At 74.1% G+C, this 14,467-nt stretch carries 15 protein-coding genes; 6 read left to right on the top strand and 9 right to left on the bottom strand.

The annotated features are described in order from the left end of the window. Positions 1-77: 77 nt before the first annotated feature. Both rlmB and cysS read right to left on the bottom strand, forming a co-directional pair. Positions 78-1,031 carry a 23S rRNA (guanosine(2251)-2'-O)-methyltransferase RlmB gene (gene rlmB / locus IG69_RS0112485; RefSeq protein WP_030528508.1) on the bottom strand — a complete coding sequence of 318 codons (954 nt, stop codon included), beginning with the start codon at positions 1,029-1,031 and terminating at the stop codon, positions 78-80. Position 1,032: 1 nt separating this feature from the next. Beyond that, entirely contained in the window at positions 1,033-2,466 is a 1,434-nt protein-coding gene (cysS, locus tag IG69_RS0112480) for a cysteine--tRNA ligase (protein ID WP_030528507.1), read from the bottom strand. A 230-nt stretch (positions 2,467-2,696) separates the two neighbouring features. Between cysS and IG69_RS21070 the strand changes: the two genes are divergently transcribed. Next, positions 2,697-3,641, top strand: a complete 945-nt coding sequence (locus IG69_RS21070) for a type IV toxin-antitoxin system AbiEi family antitoxin domain-containing protein (RefSeq protein WP_030528506.1) — start codon at positions 2,697-2,699, stop codon at positions 3,639-3,641. A gap of 122 nt (positions 3,642-3,763) precedes the next feature. Here IG69_RS21070 and IG69_RS0112470 read toward each other — a convergent pair whose 3' ends face one another. Both IG69_RS0112470 and IG69_RS0112465 read right to left on the bottom strand, forming a co-directional pair. Further along, positions 3,764-4,432: an MBL fold metallo-hydrolase gene (locus tag IG69_RS0112470; protein WP_245616143.1), complete on the bottom strand. Its 669-nt coding sequence runs from the start codon at positions 4,430-4,432 to the stop codon at positions 3,764-3,766. Next, positions 4,429-5,523, bottom strand: coding sequence for an S-(hydroxymethyl)mycothiol dehydrogenase (locus IG69_RS0112465; RefSeq protein WP_030528504.1), 1,095 nt, complete (start codon positions 5,521-5,523; stop codon positions 4,429-4,431). Before IG69_RS0112465 ends, IG69_RS0112470 begins: the two co-directional genes overlap by 4 nt. A 151-nt stretch (positions 5,524-5,674) precedes the next feature. On the opposite strand from IG69_RS0112465, the gene IG69_RS0112460 reads away from it, so the two are divergent. Beyond that, a complete protein-coding gene (locus IG69_RS0112460; protein ID WP_051750511.1) occupies positions 5,675-6,004 on the top strand; it encodes a transcriptional regulator in 330 nt (109 codons plus the stop codon). A gap of 39 nt (positions 6,005-6,043) precedes the next feature. On the opposite strand, the gene ispF is transcribed toward IG69_RS0112460, so the two are convergent. From ispF to IG69_RS0112445, 3 genes are read right to left on the bottom strand one after another with little or no spacing between them, the layout of a single operon-like run. After that, positions 6,044-6,532, bottom strand: coding sequence for a 2-C-methyl-D-erythritol 2,4-cyclodiphosphate synthase (gene ispF, locus IG69_RS0112455; RefSeq protein ID WP_030528502.1), 489 nt, complete (start codon positions 6,530-6,532; stop codon positions 6,044-6,046). 9 nt (positions 6,533-6,541) lie between these two features. Next, entirely contained in the window at positions 6,542-7,243 is a 702-nt protein-coding gene (gene ispD, locus IG69_RS0112450; RefSeq protein WP_051750510.1) for a 2-C-methyl-D-erythritol 4-phosphate cytidylyltransferase, read from the bottom strand. A 31-nt stretch (positions 7,244-7,274) separates the two neighbouring features. Next, on the bottom strand, positions 7,275-7,757 hold the full coding sequence (locus IG69_RS0112445; protein WP_030528500.1) for a CarD family transcriptional regulator: 483 nt from the start codon (positions 7,755-7,757) through the stop codon (positions 7,275-7,277). A gap of 266 nt (positions 7,758-8,023) precedes the next feature. Here IG69_RS0112445 and IG69_RS0112440 point away from each other — a divergent pair, with 266 nt between their 5' ends. Next, positions 8,024-8,530 (top strand): hypothetical protein, encoded by a 507-nt coding sequence (locus IG69_RS0112440; protein ID WP_030528499.1) that lies wholly within the window; start codon positions 8,024-8,026, stop codon positions 8,528-8,530. Positions 8,531-8,585: 55 nt separating this feature from the next. Here the strand turns inward: IG69_RS0112440 and IG69_RS0112435 are convergent, their stop codons facing one another. Next, positions 8,586-9,266, bottom strand: a complete 681-nt coding sequence (locus IG69_RS0112435) for a response regulator transcription factor (protein WP_030528498.1) — start codon at positions 9,264-9,266, stop codon at positions 8,586-8,588. After that, a complete protein-coding gene (locus tag IG69_RS0112430; RefSeq protein ID WP_030528497.1) occupies positions 9,263-10,456 on the bottom strand; it encodes a sensor histidine kinase in 1,194 nt (397 codons plus the stop codon). The genes IG69_RS0112435 and IG69_RS0112430 overlap by 4 nt, the downstream gene beginning before the upstream one ends. Before the next feature lie 190 nt (positions 10,457-10,646). On the opposite strand from IG69_RS0112430, the gene phoU reads away from it, so the two are divergent. From phoU to IG69_RS0112415, 3 genes are all read left to right on the top strand, one after another. Continuing rightward, positions 10,647-11,336: a phosphate signaling complex protein PhoU gene (phoU, locus tag IG69_RS0112425; protein ID WP_030528496.1), complete on the top strand. Its 690-nt coding sequence runs from the start codon at positions 10,647-10,649 to the stop codon at positions 11,334-11,336. A 39-nt stretch (positions 11,337-11,375) separates the two neighbouring features. Further along, positions 11,376-12,311, top strand: a complete 936-nt coding sequence (ppk2, locus tag IG69_RS0112420; protein WP_030528495.1) for a polyphosphate kinase 2 — start codon at positions 11,376-11,378, stop codon at positions 12,309-12,311. Between the two features lie 87 nt (positions 12,312-12,398). Then, entirely contained in the window at positions 12,399-14,291 is a 1,893-nt protein-coding gene (locus IG69_RS0112415; protein ID WP_030528494.1) for a hypothetical protein, read from the top strand. The last annotated feature ends 176 nt before the right edge of the window (positions 14,292-14,467 follow it).

Genomic DNA, 14,467 nt, shown 5'->3' with positions numbered 1-14,467 from the left:
CCCCTCGATCGTGGCACACCGACGGCGGGCTTCCGTGGCGCGACGGGCCGGACCGGCCTGTCCCGCAGTCCCCGGCGTCAGCGGCGACGGCGGCGCGCGACCTCGTAGAGGGTGACGCCCGTGGCGATGCCGGCGTTGAGCGACTCGACCGCCGAGCTCATCGGCACCGACACGATCTGGTCGCAGGTCTCGCGCACGAGCCGCGACAGGCCCTTGCCCTCGGAGCCGACGACGACGACGAGCGGCTCGGACGCCAGCTCGAGGTCGGGCAGCTCGACGTCGCCGTCCATGTCGAGGCCGATGACGAAGAAGCCGGCCTTGCGGAAGTCCTCGAGCGCCCGCGTGAGGTTGGTGGCCTGCGCGACCGGGATGCGGGCCGCCGCGCCGGCGGAGGTCTTCCACGCGCTGGCGGTCATCCCCGCCGAACGACGGCTCGGGACGACGACCCCGTGGCCGCCGAACGCGGCGACCGAGCGGACGATGGCGCCGAGGTTGCGCGGGTCGGTGATGCCGTCGAGGGCGACCACGAGCGGGATGCCCGGCTGCTCGGGGTCGACGAGGTCGCGCGGGTCGGCGTACGCGTACGGCGGCACCTGGAGCGCGAGGCCCTGGTGGACCGCGCCGTCGGTCAGCCGGTCGAGCTCACCGCGCGGCGTCTCGAGGATGGGGATGGAGCGCTCGGTCGCGGTCTTGATCGCCTCGCGGACGCGGTCGTCTGAGTCGATGCGGCCGGCCACGTACATCGTCGTCACCGGCACGTGCGCGCGCAGCGCCTCGACGACGGAGTTGCGCCCGGCGACGACCTCGCTCGAGGCGGCCGACTTCTTCGGCGAGCGCTGCGTCGGGCGTCCGCCGCCCCGCTTCTCGGCGGCCTTGGCCATCTTGTGGGCCTTGTGGTTCGGTCGGTCGCCGGCCTTCGGGGTCGGGCCCTTGCCCTCGAGGCCGCGGCGGCGCTGACCACCGGAGCCGACGGTGGAGCCCTTCTTGTTGCTCTTGCGCACGGCGCCGCGGCGCTGGGAGTTGCCGGCCACGTCAGTCGCCCTTTCCTCGGATGATGGTCCACCGCGCTCCGGCGGCGGTGTCCTCGACGGCGATCCCCGCCGCGGCGAGCGCGTCGCGGATGGCGTCGGCGGTCTCGTAGTCGCGGGCGGCGCGGGCCTGGGCCCGGGCGGCGACGCGGTCGGCGACGAGCGCGTCGAGCGCCGCCGTCATCTCGTCGGACTCCGACCCACCGGCGGCCCAGTGCGGGTCGAGGGGGTTGACGCCCAGGACGTCGGCCATCGCGACGACCTGGCGCGCGATGGTCGCGGCGTCGTCGTGGTCGCCGTCGTCGAGGGCGGTGTTGCCGGCGCGGACGGCCTGGTGCAGCGCCGCGAGCGCGTCCGAGACCCCGAGGTCGTCGTCCATCGCCTCGCGGAAGTCGGCGGGCAGCTCGGCCGAGCCGTCGGGGACGAGGGTGTCGACGCCCGGCAGCGCGCGGCGCAGGAAGCCTTCGATGCGCTCGACGGTGGCGGTGGCCTCCTCGATGGAGCCCTCGTGGTACTCGATCGTCGAGCGGTAGTGCGCCGCCGTCAGGTAGTAGCGGACGGCGAGCGGCCGGTGCTCGCGGACGACCTCCGAGACGCGCAGCGAGTTGCCGAGCGACTTGCTCATCTTCTCGCCGCCCATGGTCACCCACGCGTTGTGCAGCCAGTAGTTGGCGAACCCGAGCCCCGCGGCGCGCGACTGGGCGACCTCGTTCTCGTGGTGCGGGAAGCGCAGGTCGACGCCGCCGCCGTGAATGTCGAAGGTGTCGCCGAGGTACTTGCGGGCCATCGCGGAGCACTCGAGGTGCCAGCCCGGGCGGCCGGCGCCGTAGGGGGTCGGCCACGACGCCGTCGCGGGCTCGTCGGCCTTGCGGCCCTTCCAGAGGGCGAAGTCGCGCGGGTCGCGCTTGCCGCGCGGGTCGGCGTCCTCGGCGTCGGACATGTCCTCGACGCTCTGGCGGGTCAGCTCGCCGTAGCTCGGCCAGCTGCGCACGTCGAAGTAGACGTCGCCGGAGTCGTCCGCGGCGGCGTAGGCGTGTCCGGAGCCGACGAGGGTCTCCATCAGCTCGACCATCTCGGGCACGTGGCCCGTCGCGCGGGGCTCGTAGGTTGGTGGGAGCACCCCGAGCGCGGCGAGCGCGTCGGCGGTCTCCATCTCGTTGCGGTAGCTGAGGGCGAACCACGGCTCGCCGGCCTCGGCCGACTTCGCGAGGATCTTGTCGTCGATGTCGGTGACGTTGCGGATGAGCGTGACGTCGTAGCCGTGCCCGACCGCCAGCCAGCGGCGCAGGACGTCGAACGCGACGGCGAAGCGGACGTGCCCGATGTGCGGCGGCGCCTGCGTCGTGAGCCCACAGATGTAGATCCCCGCCTTGCCGGGCACGACGGGGACGAAGTCACGCAGCTCGCGCGTGAGGGAGTCGAACAGCCTGAGGGTCACCCGCGACAGGCTACCGGCCGGGCCGCGAGCACCCCGCATCGCAGCAACCGCCCGGAACTTCCGCGACGTCACCGTGACGACGCGGTTCTTCAGCCGGGACGCGGATGCATCCCCGTCCGGGTGGAGGTTTCGCGCCGTCACCGTGATGACGCGGATCCTCGGCGGCCTCGACGGTCGGGGCCTGTGGATGACGCGCCGGGCGTCGTCGACGAACCGGGCACGATCGGTCGATGTCCGACCGACTCCTGGCCCTCGCCGCCGCGCAGCACGGCGTCGTCTCCAGCCCGGATGCCACCCGCCTCGACGTCGACCCCAACGCCCTCATGGCGCTCGTCGACGCCGGGACGCTCGTCCGGGTCCGGCGCGGCGCCTACGTCCTCGGCACTATCTGGGCACCGGCCACGCCGGAGCGACGTCTCGACCTGCGCGCCCGAGCCGTGCTCCACGCACGGGGCCGGCCGCACGAGGCCGCGACCCACCAGAGCGCCCTCGCCGTCCACGGGCTGCCCCTGCACGACGTGGCCCTCGACGTGGTCGACGTGAGCGGCAGCGTCACACGGGTCCGCCGGGCGAGCGGCCTGCGCATCCACCCGCCGGCCGGTTTGCCGGTGCAGACGGTCGACGGCTGCCCGACGATCCCGCTGGAGGCCGCCCTGGCCCAGGTCGCGCTGCGCGCGGGACGCGACGCGGTGGTGGTCGCCACCGACCGAGCGCTGCGCGACGGCTTTACCGAGCTGACGCGGGTGGCGAACCTCGTCGAGCAGCTGGCCGAGTCCCCTCGCCGGGCCACCCGCGCACTCCGGTGGCTCCACCTCGCCGACCCGCTCAGCGAGTCCGTGGGCGAGACCCGGACCCGCTTGATGCTCGTCGACCTCGGCCACGGCGTGCGGTCGCAGGTCCGCATCGCCGACGGGCACGGCATCGTCCTCGCCCGTGTCGACCTGCTGGTCGAGGGGTGCGTCGTCGTCGAGTTCGACGGACTGGTCAAGTACGAGGGGGCCGACGGGCGAGCAGCGCTCGCCGCCGAGAAGGTGCGCGAGGACCGACTGCGGGCCCTCGGCTACGAGATCGTGCGTCTCACCTGGGCCGACCTCGCGAGCCCGCAGCGGGTGGCGGCCCTCGTCCGGGCCGCGCTCTCCCGCGCGGCGGCTCGTGGGCTGCTGCCCAGGCCGTGAGCATCCGCGTCATCACGGTGACGACGCGGTTGCTCCATCCGGACGCGGATGCATCCCCGTCAGGGCCGAGGTTCCGCGCCGTCACGGTGACGACGCGGAACCTCGAGGGTGGGCGGGCCGGGTCAGTGGCCGCGGTCGAGCCACTCCTGGAGGTGCGGTGCCTCGTCCCCGACGGTCGTCGCGTCGCCGTGGCCGGTGAGGACGACGGTCTCGGGCGGCAGGGAGAGCAGCCGGGTGCTGATCGACTCGACGATGGTCGGGAAGTCGCTGTGCGAGCGACCCGTCGCCCCCGGCCCGCCCTGGAACAGGGTGTCCCCGCTGAACAGCACCCCGAGCGACGGCGCGTGGAGGCAGCAGGCCCCCGGCGCGTGGCCCGGCGTGTGGAGCGTGACCACCCCGACGTCACCGACGGTGAAGGTCGTGCCGTCGGCGAGGTCCTCGTCCGGCGCCTCGTCCTGGCTCATGTCCCACAGCACGCGGTCGTCCGGGTGCAGCCAGACGCTCGCCCCCGTCTCGGCGACGAGGTCGGGCACCGCGTTGACGTGGTCGTTGTGGCCGTGCGTGCAGACGATGCCGACGACCCGCCGGCCACCGACCGCCTCGAGGATGGCGCGCGCGTCGTGCGCGGCGTCGACGACGAGCACCTCGTCGTCGTCGCCGAGCAGCCAGACGTTGTTGTCGACGTCCCACGAGCCGCCGTCCAGCTCGAAGACGCCCGACGTCACGAGCCGCTCGACCCGCACGCCGCCCGGCGAGGTGGGGACGCCGTCGATGGTCGTGGCCCCGCTCACGCCGACCCGCCCATGACGACGACCGAGCGCAGCACGTCGCCGTCGTGCATCTTCGTGAAGGCCTCCTCGACCCCCTCGATGCCGATCCGCTCCGACACGAACGCGTCGAGCGGGAAGCGGCCCTGACGGAAGAGCTCGACGAGCATCGGGAAGTCCCGCGAGGGCAGGCAGTCGCCGTACCAGCTGGACTTCAGCGCCCCGCCGCGCCCGAAGATCTCGATCATCGGCAGCGTCACCTGCTGCTCCGGCGTCGGCACCCCGACGAGCACGACCGTGCCGGCGAGGTCGCGCATGTAGAACGCCTGCTCGTAGGTCTCGGGCCGCCCGACCGCCTCGACGACGACATCCGCGCCGTGACCGCCGGTCAGCGCCCGGACGGCCTCGACGGCGTCCTCGGTCGAGGCGTCGACGGTGTGCGTCGCGCCGAGGTCCTTCGCCCAGGCGAGCTTCTTCGCGTCCACGTCGACCGCGATGACGGTCGTCGCGCCGGCGACCTTCGCGCCGGCGATGGCCGCGTCACCGACGCCGCCGCAGCCGATGACCGCGATCGAGTCGCCGCGACCCACCCCGCCGGTGTTGACCGCCGCGCCGAAGCCGGCCATCACCCCGCAGCCGAGCAGGCCGACCGCGGCCGCGTCCGCCTCGTCGACCTTCGTGCACTGGCCGGCGGCGACGAGCGTCTTCTCGATGAACGCCCCGATACCGAGCGCCGGCGAGAGCTCGGTGCCGTCGGTGAGCGTCATCTTCTGCGTCGCGTTGTGCGTCGCGAAGCAGTACCACGGCTTGCCCTTGCGGCAGGCGCGGCACTGCCCGCACACGGCCCGCCAGTTGAGGATGACGAAGTCACCGGGGGCCACCTCGGTCACGCCCTCGCCGACCGCCTCGACCCGGCCTGCGGCCTCATGGCCGAGGAGGAAGGGGAACTCGTCGTTGATGCCGCCTTCGCGGTAGTGCAGGTCGGTGTGGCAGACCCCGCAGGCCTCGACGACGACGACGGCCTCCCCCGGACCGGGGTCGGGGACGACGACGTCGACGAGCTCGACGGGGGCGCCCTTGGCGCGGGCGACGACGCCCTTGACGGTCTGCGGCACGGTTCCTCCTGGGTGGGCGGTGCTGGGTCTCGCCACGCTAGCGAAGGCGGGGCGCCGACGGCAGTGCCCGGTGGGTCGGGCCACGGGCACGGGCCGCCCGCGGGCGACCGAAGCGCCTTTCCCGACGGGCAAGCCGACGTATCCTGCGGACATGCCGTACCCGGTGTTCGACGACGTCATCCACGAGCCGCACCGCCTGCGGATCTGCGCCTTCCTCGTGCCCAGCGCGGGACGCGAGTTCGGCGAGGTCCGTGACGAGATCGGCCTGTCGGACTCCGCCCTGTCCAAGCACCTCAAGGTCCTGTCGGGCAAGGGCTACACCCGGCTCGAGCGCGGGTCCCGCGAGGGACGCCAGGTGACGACCGTGGTGCTCACCGGCGCCGGCCGGGAGGCCCTCTGCGGGCACGTCGCGGAGCTGCAGCGGATGGCCCGCATCGTCGGCGCCGACCGGCGCGTGCAGGGCGGCCCCCGCTCCCGCTGACCCGCACAGCGGTCGCGCAGCCCCTCGCGGGACGTGCCCTCAGTCGCGGGCGACGACGAGCGCGGTCGCGATGGCGGCGACGCCCTCGCCGCGGCCGGTCAGCCCGAGGCCGTCGGTCGTCGTGCCGCTCACCGACACTGGGGCCCCGGCCGCCGCCGAGAGGGCGGCCTCCGCCTCGGCCCGGCGGGTGCCGACCTTGGGCCGGTTGCCGACGACCTGCACGGCGACATTGCCGACCTCGAAGCCGGCCGACCGGACCAGCCGGGCCGCCTCGGCGAGCAGCGTGACCCCCGACGCCCCGGCCAGCTCCGGCCGGGCGGTGCCGAAGTGCGCCCCGAGGTCCCCGATGCCCGCGGCGGAGAAGAGGGCGTCGCAGGCGGCGTGGGCCGCGACATCGGCGTCCGAGTGGCCGTCGAGTCCCCGCTCGCCCGGCCAGTGCAGGCCGGCGACCCACAGCTCGCGGGCGGACCCCTCCGGCGCGAGGGCGTGGACGTCGACTCCGACACCGACCCGGGGCAGCACGCTCATGCCCCGATGCTAGGCGCCGGCGAGTAGGCGCTCGGCGTGGGCGAGGTCGTCGACCGTCGTCACCTTGAAGGAGCGGGGGTCGCCGTCGACGACGAGCACGTCGTGGCCGAGCTGCTCCACGAGGGCGGCGTCGTCGGTGGCCCCGGCGCCTCCGGCGTGGGCGGCCTCGAGCACCTCGCGGCGAAAGCCCTGGGGGGTCTGGACCGCCCGCAGCGTCGCGCGGTCCGGGGTGCCGGTGACGACCCCGCGCGCATCGACGGTCTTCACGGTGTCGACGACCGCGACACCCGGCACGACCCCGGCGGCGCCGGCGCGCACGGCGTCGACGACGCGGACGAAGACGGCCACCGGGGCCAGGCAGCGGGCGGCGTCGTGGACGAGGACGACGTCGCAGGCGGGGTCGAGCGCGGCGAGCCCGGCCGCGACGGAGTCGGTGCGCTCCGCCCCTCCGGGCACGACGACGGCGCCGTCGGGGAGGGTGACACCGGCCCAGGCCGGCGCGCCGGTGTCGGCGAGCCCGGACGGGGCGACGACGACGACCGAGCGCAGACCGGGCACCCGGGCCACGGTGTCGAGCGCCCAGCCGAGCAGGGGGCGCCCCGCCAGCGGCACGAAGGCCTTGGGCATCCCGGCACCCAGGCGCGTCCCGGACCCGGCCGCGACGACGACGACACCCACACCGCGCGGGGCGGTGCGGGCGTCGTCGGTCACGTCGGAGCGGTCGCCGGGGCGACCGGGTGCGTCAGGACGCGAGGACCTCGTCGAGGATGGACTCGGCCTTGTCCTCGTCGGTCTTCTCGGCGAGCGCGAGCTCGGAGACGAGGATCTGGCGCGCCTTGGCCAGCATCCGCTTCTCACCGGCGGACAGGCCGCGGTCCTTGTCGCGACGCCACAGGTCGCGGACGACCTCGGCGACCTTGATGACGTCGCCGGAGGCGAGCTTCTCGAGGTTGGCCTTGAAGCGGCGCGACCAGTTGGTCGGCTCCTCGGCGTACGGAGTGCGGAGGACCTCGAAGACCTTGTCGAGGCCGGCCTTGTCGACGACGTCCCGGACGCCGACGAGGTCGCAGTTCTCGGCGGGTACCTCGATGACGAGGTCGCCCTGCGCGACCTTCAGCTTGAGGTAGAGCTTCTCCTCTCCGCGGATCGTGCGGGTCTTGATCTCTTCGATGCGCGCGGCCCCGTGGTGCGGGTACACGACCGTCTCGCCGACCTTGAAAACCATGTGGTGTTGTCCCCTTTCGAGGCCCCAAGAATACCACGACACGCCGATCCGGCCCAACGGGAACGCGGGACGTTTCCGCAGGTCAGGGGCCTGAAACGAGCATCCACGGGAGAAAATCGGGGGTTGACAGACGGGCCGGTGGCGTGCTTCGCGCGCGACGCGGGCGCGCCGCCCAGACAGCCTCGTCGCGCCACGCGAGCGCGTCCGACGACGCGGGCCGGGACACCGGGCGAGGCGGCACCCGACCCCCCGCTATCCTTGGGCGCGTGACGACCCGCGCCGCCTCCGCCCTCCGGCTCGCCGGACTCGCCGCCGCCACCCTCACGGTCTCCGCCTGCGGCGTCTTCTCGCCGGTCCAGACGGACTACCCGTACATCCCGGCGGACGGCGTCCCGCTCACCATCCCGGGTCTCGACCTGCGCAACCTGGTCATCGTCTCGGACGAGGAGGGCGGTCCCGGCACGATCGTCGGGCAGGCGGTCAACGAGGGGCGCGATCCCGTCGAGGTGTCCTTCTCGCTCGAGGGCTCGTCCCCGACGACCACGACGGTGGCGCCCTACTCCGACGACGCGATCTCCGCCGACGGAAAGGCGGTCACCCTCGAGACCGTGCCTCAGCGCCCGGGCTCGATGGTCCAGCTCGTCGTCACGACCCAGCAGGCCGGGCAGAACGTCGTCCAGGTGCCGGTGCTGCCCTCCGAGCGCTACTACGAGGGCCTCGCGCCGAGCCCGTCGGCGACGCCGAGCGCCACCCCGTCGCCCAGCGCCAGCTGACGGCGGGCTCCGGCCGGCATCGCCCGCCGGGTGCCGCGCCGGGCGCCGGCCGCCCTCAGGCCTCGAACTTGTAGCCGAGCCCGCGCACGGTGACGATGTGCTGCGGCGCCCCGGGATCGGTCTCGATCTTGGCGCGCAGGCGCTTGACGTGGACGTCGAGCGTCTTGGTGTCGCCGACGTAGTCGCTGCCCCACACCCGGTCGATGAGCTGCCCGCGGGTCAGCACCCGCCCGGTGTTGCGCAGCAGCATCTCGAGGAGCTCGAACTCCTTGAGCGGCATCGAGCGCTGCTCGCCGCGGACGGTGACGACGTGGCGCTCGACGTCCATCCGCACCGGCCCGGCCTCGAGGGTCGTCGGCAGGAGCTCCTCGGGCTCGGCCCCGCGGCGCAGGACGGCCTTGATGCGCGCCAGCAGCTCGCGCGAGGAGTACGGCTTGGTCACGTAGTCGTCGGCGCCGAGCTCGAGACCGACGACCTTGTCGATCTCGCTGTCCTTCGCGGTGAGCATGATGACCGGCACGTTCGAGCGCTGGCGCAGCGCGCGGCAGACGTCGACGCCGGACAGGCCGGGCAGCATGAGGTCGAGCAGCACGAGGTCGGCGCCCCCGGTGTCGAACTCGCTCAGGGCGTCGTGCCCGTTGTCGGCGACCGAGACCTCGTAGCCCTCCTTGCTCAGGAGGTAGCTCAGCGGGTCCGAGAACGACTCCTCGTCCTCGACGATCAGGATGCGCGTCATGCGGTGCTCTCTTCTCGGGCGACCCCGGCGCTGGGGTCCGGCGCGGTCGCGTCGTCGTCGTCGACCGGGGTGGCCGCGACGGGGAGTCTCATGGTGAACGTCGAGCCGCGCCCCTCCTGGCTCCACACGGTGACCTCGCCGCCGTGGTTGGCGCAGACGTGCTTGACGATGGCCAGGCCCAGGCCGGTGCCGCCGGTGGCCCGCGAGCGCGCGGCGTCGACGCGGTAGAAGCGCTCGAAGATGCGCTCCAGCTCGGCGGCGGGGATGCCCTGCCCCTGGTCGGTGACGGCGACCTCGACGGTCTCGTCGACGCGACGGGCCCCCAGCCCGACCTTCGTCCCGGGGTCGCTGTAGTTGACCGCGTTGGTCAGCAGGTTGGTCACGGCGGTGACGAGCAGCTCGCGGTCGCCGAAGACGCGCAGTCCGCGCTCGGTCGCGAGGCCGAGCTCGATCTCCTTGGCCTCGGCGGCGACCTTGACGCGGTCGACGGCCTCGACGACGACCGTGCCGAGGTCGACGAGCTCGGGCTCGTGGAGGGTGTCGGCGACCTGGAGGCGCGAGAGGTCGACGATCTCCTGGACGAGCCGCCCGAGCCGGGTCGCCTCGACGCGGATGCGCTGCGCGAAGCGCGTCACCGCCACGGGGTCGTCCTTGGCGTCGAGGACGGCCTCGGCGAGCAGCGAGATGCCGCCGACGGGGGTCTTCAGCTCGTGGCTGACGTTGGCGACGAAGTCGCGGCGGACCTCCTCGACGCGGCGCGCGTGGGTGTGGTCCTCGGCGAGCAGCAGCACGTGGGCGACGCCGAGCGGGGCGACGCGCACCCGCATGACGACGCTCCCGTCGGGGTTCGGCCCGCGTGCGAGGTCGAGCTCGGCCTCACGGATGACGCCGTCGCGGCGCACCTGGCGCGCGAGGTGGCGCAGCTCGTGGTGCACCAGCTCCTGGTGGCGCACGAGGCCGTAGGTGACGGCCGGGGCCGACGCCTTGACCACCGCGTCGGACGCGTCGACGACGACGGCGATGGAGCGCAGCACCGAGAGCACGTCCCCGACGCCGCGGGCCAGCGGCGGCTCCTCGACGACGGGTGCGTCGTCGAGGCTGCGCTCGGACCACCGGGCCGCGAGCACGGCGACGGCGCCGACGACGAGGCCGGCCGCCCCGCCGAGGCTCGCCGCGATGGTCGCATCCACGACGTCAGGGTACGGGGGTCCACCGACCGCTCCCCGCCATCCGGGGCGCTGCCGCGTCTCCGGACGCCCGAAGTTCACCTCGGCCACGTCTGCGGTTCATCCCCGGGTGGGATGGTTCCCGGGCGACGGCGCGACCGACCGCTGCCGTCGCGCGCCGACGCACCCCCAGCCACGAAGGACCCCAGCCGTGATGCGCAAGGCCTACCACGAGGAGCTCGACCGGATCGCCGAGAGCCTCGTCGAGATGACCCACCTCGCGGCGTCCGCGATGAGCCGCGCGACGACCGCCCTCCTCGACGCCGACGTCAGCCTCGCCGACTCCGTCATCGCCGCCGACGCCGAGATCGACCGGATGCGCGAGCAGGTCGACCTCCTCTCGTTCGACCTCATCGCCCTCCAGCAGCCGGTGGCGACGGACCTGCGGGTCGTCGTCACGAGCATGCGGATGAGCAGCGACATCGAGCGGATGGGCGACCTCGCGCGCCACGTCGCCAAGGTCGCCCGCCTGCGCTACCCCGCGTCCGCGGTCCCGCCGGAGCTGCGCGGCACCTTCCGCGAGATGGGCACCGTCGCCGAGCTCGTCGTCGAGAAGGCCGGCTCCGTCATCGCGGCCCGCGACGTCGACGCCGCCCGCGACGTCGCCCGCGAGGACGACGCGATGGACCGCCTGCACCGCGACCTCTTCACGCACGTGACCGGCGGGGACTGGGCCCACGACACCGAGACCGCCGTCGACGTCGTGCTCCTCGGCCGCTACTACGAGCGCTTCGCCGACCACGCCGTGTCGGTCGCCGAGCGGGTCATCTGGATCGTCACCGGCGAGTGGGGCGACGAGGCGGCCGGCGGCCACGACGAGGTCGGCGAGCACACCGTCGCCTGACCCCCTGACGGGTCGCGAGGACGCGACTACGCTCGAGGTGTGGACGACCAGCGCCGGTCCGTGACGGAGGACTACGCCGAGGAGCTCGAGGAGCTGCACGACCTCGAGGAGGTCGAGGAGGTCGAGGGCGCCGCCGGCGAGGCCGCGGCGCCGACGACCGGCAAGGCGTGGCAGCACGGCTACCCCTACGACAGGAAGCTCCCGCGCGAGGAGTACGAGCGGACCAAGCGCCGCCTGCAGATCGAGCTCATCAAGCTGCAGCTGCACGTCAAGGAGACCGGGAGCAAGGTCCTCGTCATCTGCGAGGGGCGTGACGCCGCCGGCAAGGGCGGGGCCATCAAGCGGTTCATGGAGCACCTCAACCCGCGCGGTGCGCGCGTCCTGGCGCTCGAGAAGCCGACCGAGGTCGAGACCACGCAGTGGTACTTCCAGCGCTACGTGCAGCACCTGCCGAGCGGTGGCGAGATCGTCTTCATGGACCGGTCCTGGTACAACCGGGCCGGCGTCGAGCGCGTCATGGGCTACTGCTCCCCCAGCCAGTACCTCGAGTTCATGCGCGAGGCACCGGAGCTGGAGCGGATGCTCGTCAACTCGGGCATCCACCTCGTCAAGCTGTGGTTCTCCGTCAGCCGGGAGGAGCAGGCCGCGCGCTTCGCCTCGCGCCAGAACGACCCGGTCCGGCAGTGGAAGCTCTCGCCGACCGACCTCGCGAGCCTCGACAAGTGGGACGCCTACACCGAGGCCAAGGAGGCGATGTTCTTCTCCACCGACACCGGTGACGCCCCGTGGACCGTCGTCAAGAGCAACGACAAGAAGCGGGCCCGGCTCGAGGCGATGCGGGTCCTGCTCAGCGGGGTCGACTACACCTCGAAGGACGTCGACCTCGTCGGGGTCCCCGACCCGCTCATCGTCGGCCCCGCCTCGCGGATCTTCGAGCCCGGTGAGCACACCGAGCGGGTGCTCCCGCGGCTCTGACGTCGGCCGGGCCCCGTCGGCGGGTCCGGACCGACCGCTCGCCGCGAAGGGCTGCACACGATCGCGCTCGTGGGTGATCATGGCGGCGTGACGCACGACGACGGGGACGGGTTCGAGGGGTTCGCGGCCGCGCGCTGGCCCGCCCTCGAGTCCGTCGCGCTCGTCGCGACGCTCGACCCGGGCCTCGCCCGCACGGTGACGACGGCCACCGTCACGGCGCTGCACGCGCGGTGGTCGGCCGTCGTCGAGGACGGGGCGCCGACCGCGGCCGCGCGCGCCGAGCTCCTCGCGCGGGTGCGGGCGCTCGGCGAGGCCGGTGGGGCCGCGGTCCCGGAACGGTTGCGCGATGCGGCCCGCGACCCCTCCGCGCCCGGCGACCCCGTCCCCGGGGCTCTCCTCGCGGCGCTCGCGCGCGAGCCGGCGCCGGTGCGGGCGCTGCTCGCCGCCGGACCACTCTGGGAGCTGGGCGACGACGAGGTGGACCGGCTCGCGCCCGGCCGGACGGGCCTCGGTCGCCCGCGCGGGGTCGAGGGTGACGCGCTGCGGGGTGCCCGCGACCGCCTGCTCGACGCGCACCGCGGCGCACTCGCCGAGGCCGGGGCGGCGCCCGCGGACCACCGGGTGGGCATCGACCTCGCCGACCTCCTCGACCGGCTCGCCGCCACGCTGCCCGACCCCCCGGACCCGGCCGACCTCGTGCGCGCCCGCGAGCGCGGCGTGCGCCGGCGCTCGCTCGTCGTGGTCGGCGCCCTCGCCGTGGCCGGAGTCGGGGTGGGCGGCTGGGCGGTGGCGTCGCGGCCGACGACCCCTGCCCCGGTCGCCCGCGGCCCGCGCCCGGCTCCGTCGACCGCCGGACCGGACGACCCCGCGTGGGGGTCGGTCTACCGGTGGCCGCCCCGGGGCGAGCTGGCGCGCGACCCGGGGGTCCTGGCGATGCTCGCGTCGGACGCGGCCGGGTCGCGGCTCCTCTTCGCCGGGGACGTCGAGGGCCGGCGCGTCGTCCTGTCGACCGACCCCGCCATCGTCGCGGACGACGGGTTCGCGATCCACGCGTGGGGCGGCCCCGCCGGGACGGCGGCGTCGCGCCTCACCTCGCTCCAGCTCGGCTCCGGCTGGGGCGGTCTCGCGACGGACGCCGTCGGCCTGGTCGTCCGCTCCGGCCGGCGGTCGGTGCTCGTCGCGCTGACCCGGCCCGGCGTGAGCGAGGGCGAGTGCTCGTTGGTGGTGCACCCGACCCCCGAGGGTCGGGTCGACCGCTCGTGGAGCCGCTTCGCGCTGCGCGACGGGGTCGCCACGACGGTGCTCACCGGGTCCCCGGGTCCGGCCGCCCGGTTCCGGCTGGGCGACTTCGACGGCCCGCTCCCCTACGAGCTGACGGACGACGACAGGGTCGTCGGCCCGGGCGGTTTCACCGAGAGCACCGTCGCCGAGCTCGCGGCCACGTTCGGGGTGCCCCGTCGGTCGCTCGAGGTCGAGCGCACCTCGCACGTCCTCCCCGACGACAGCCTGCGTGACGTGCTCGGGGTGCGGGGGCCGGCCTCCGCGGAGGTCGTCCTCGTCCGGACGCGGGAGGGGGCCGTCGTGCGCTTCGCCTCGTTCCGTGGCGGAGGTGCCGACGGCAGCGCCGAGTACGGAGACGCGCCGTTCGTCATCCCCGCCGCGTCGGTGCGCAGCCCGTACGTCACCCCGCTCATCTGGGACGGGGAGCGGCCGACGTACTTCGTCACCACCCCGGCGAGGTCGACGACGGTCGAGCTGCGGACCCTCAGCGGGGCGCCGCTGTGCCGTCCGACGCCGGTGCGGGGCGGCGCCGCGCTGCCCCGGCTGACGAGCGCGTTCACCGGAGAGGACGTGCGCGTCGTGGCGCGGGGGGCGGGTGGTCGGCTCCTCTACGACGACGTCCCGCCCAAGGGTCGCGACGTCCTCGACCTGTACGACCTCTACGACGTGGGCTCCGGCTCCGGCACCTACTACGGGTGACCAACCGGGAGCCGGGAGCCGGGGAGCCGGGGAGCCGGGAGCAATGGTGCTCTCCCAGCCTCCTGTTGCCGCGAAAGGTTTCCCTTCCACCCGGCAAGGTTTCGCTTCCACCCCGCAAGGGATTCCTTGCGCCCCGCAAGATTTCCCTTCCAGTCGGCAAGGGAGTCCTTCCACCC

The organism is Phycicoccus jejuensis (genome assembly GCF_000720925.1).
Classification (GTDB): Bacteria; Actinomycetota; Actinomycetes; order Actinomycetales; family Dermatophilaceae; genus Phycicoccus; species Phycicoccus jejuensis.
The sequence above is the reverse complement of the archived record's forward strand: the minus strand, read 5'-3'. Positions and strand labels throughout refer to the sequence as shown.

Bases quoted from the DNA above. Each gene is read 5' to 3' on its own strand.
- IG69_RS21070 (WP_030528506.1), top strand. From the start codon at position 2,697: ATGTCCGACCGACTCCTGGCCCTCGCCGCCGCGCAGCACGGCGTCGTC.
- IG69_RS0112460 (WP_051750511.1), top strand. From the start codon at position 5,675: ATGCCGTACCCGGTGTTCGACGACGTCATCCACGAGCCGCACCGCCTG.
- ispF (WP_030528502.1), bottom strand. From the start codon at position 6,532: ATGAGCGTGCTGCCCCGGGTCGGTGTCGGAGTCGACGTCCACGCCCTC.
- IG69_RS0112445 (WP_030528500.1), bottom strand. From the start codon at position 7,757: ATGGTTTTCAAGGTCGGCGAGACGGTCGTGTACCCGCACCACGGGGCC.
- IG69_RS0112435 (WP_030528498.1), bottom strand. From the start codon at position 9,266: ATGACGCGCATCCTGATCGTCGAGGACGAGGAGTCGTTCTCGGACCCG.
- phoU (WP_030528496.1), top strand. From the start codon at position 10,647: ATGCGCAAGGCCTACCACGAGGAGCTCGACCGGATCGCCGAGAGCCTC.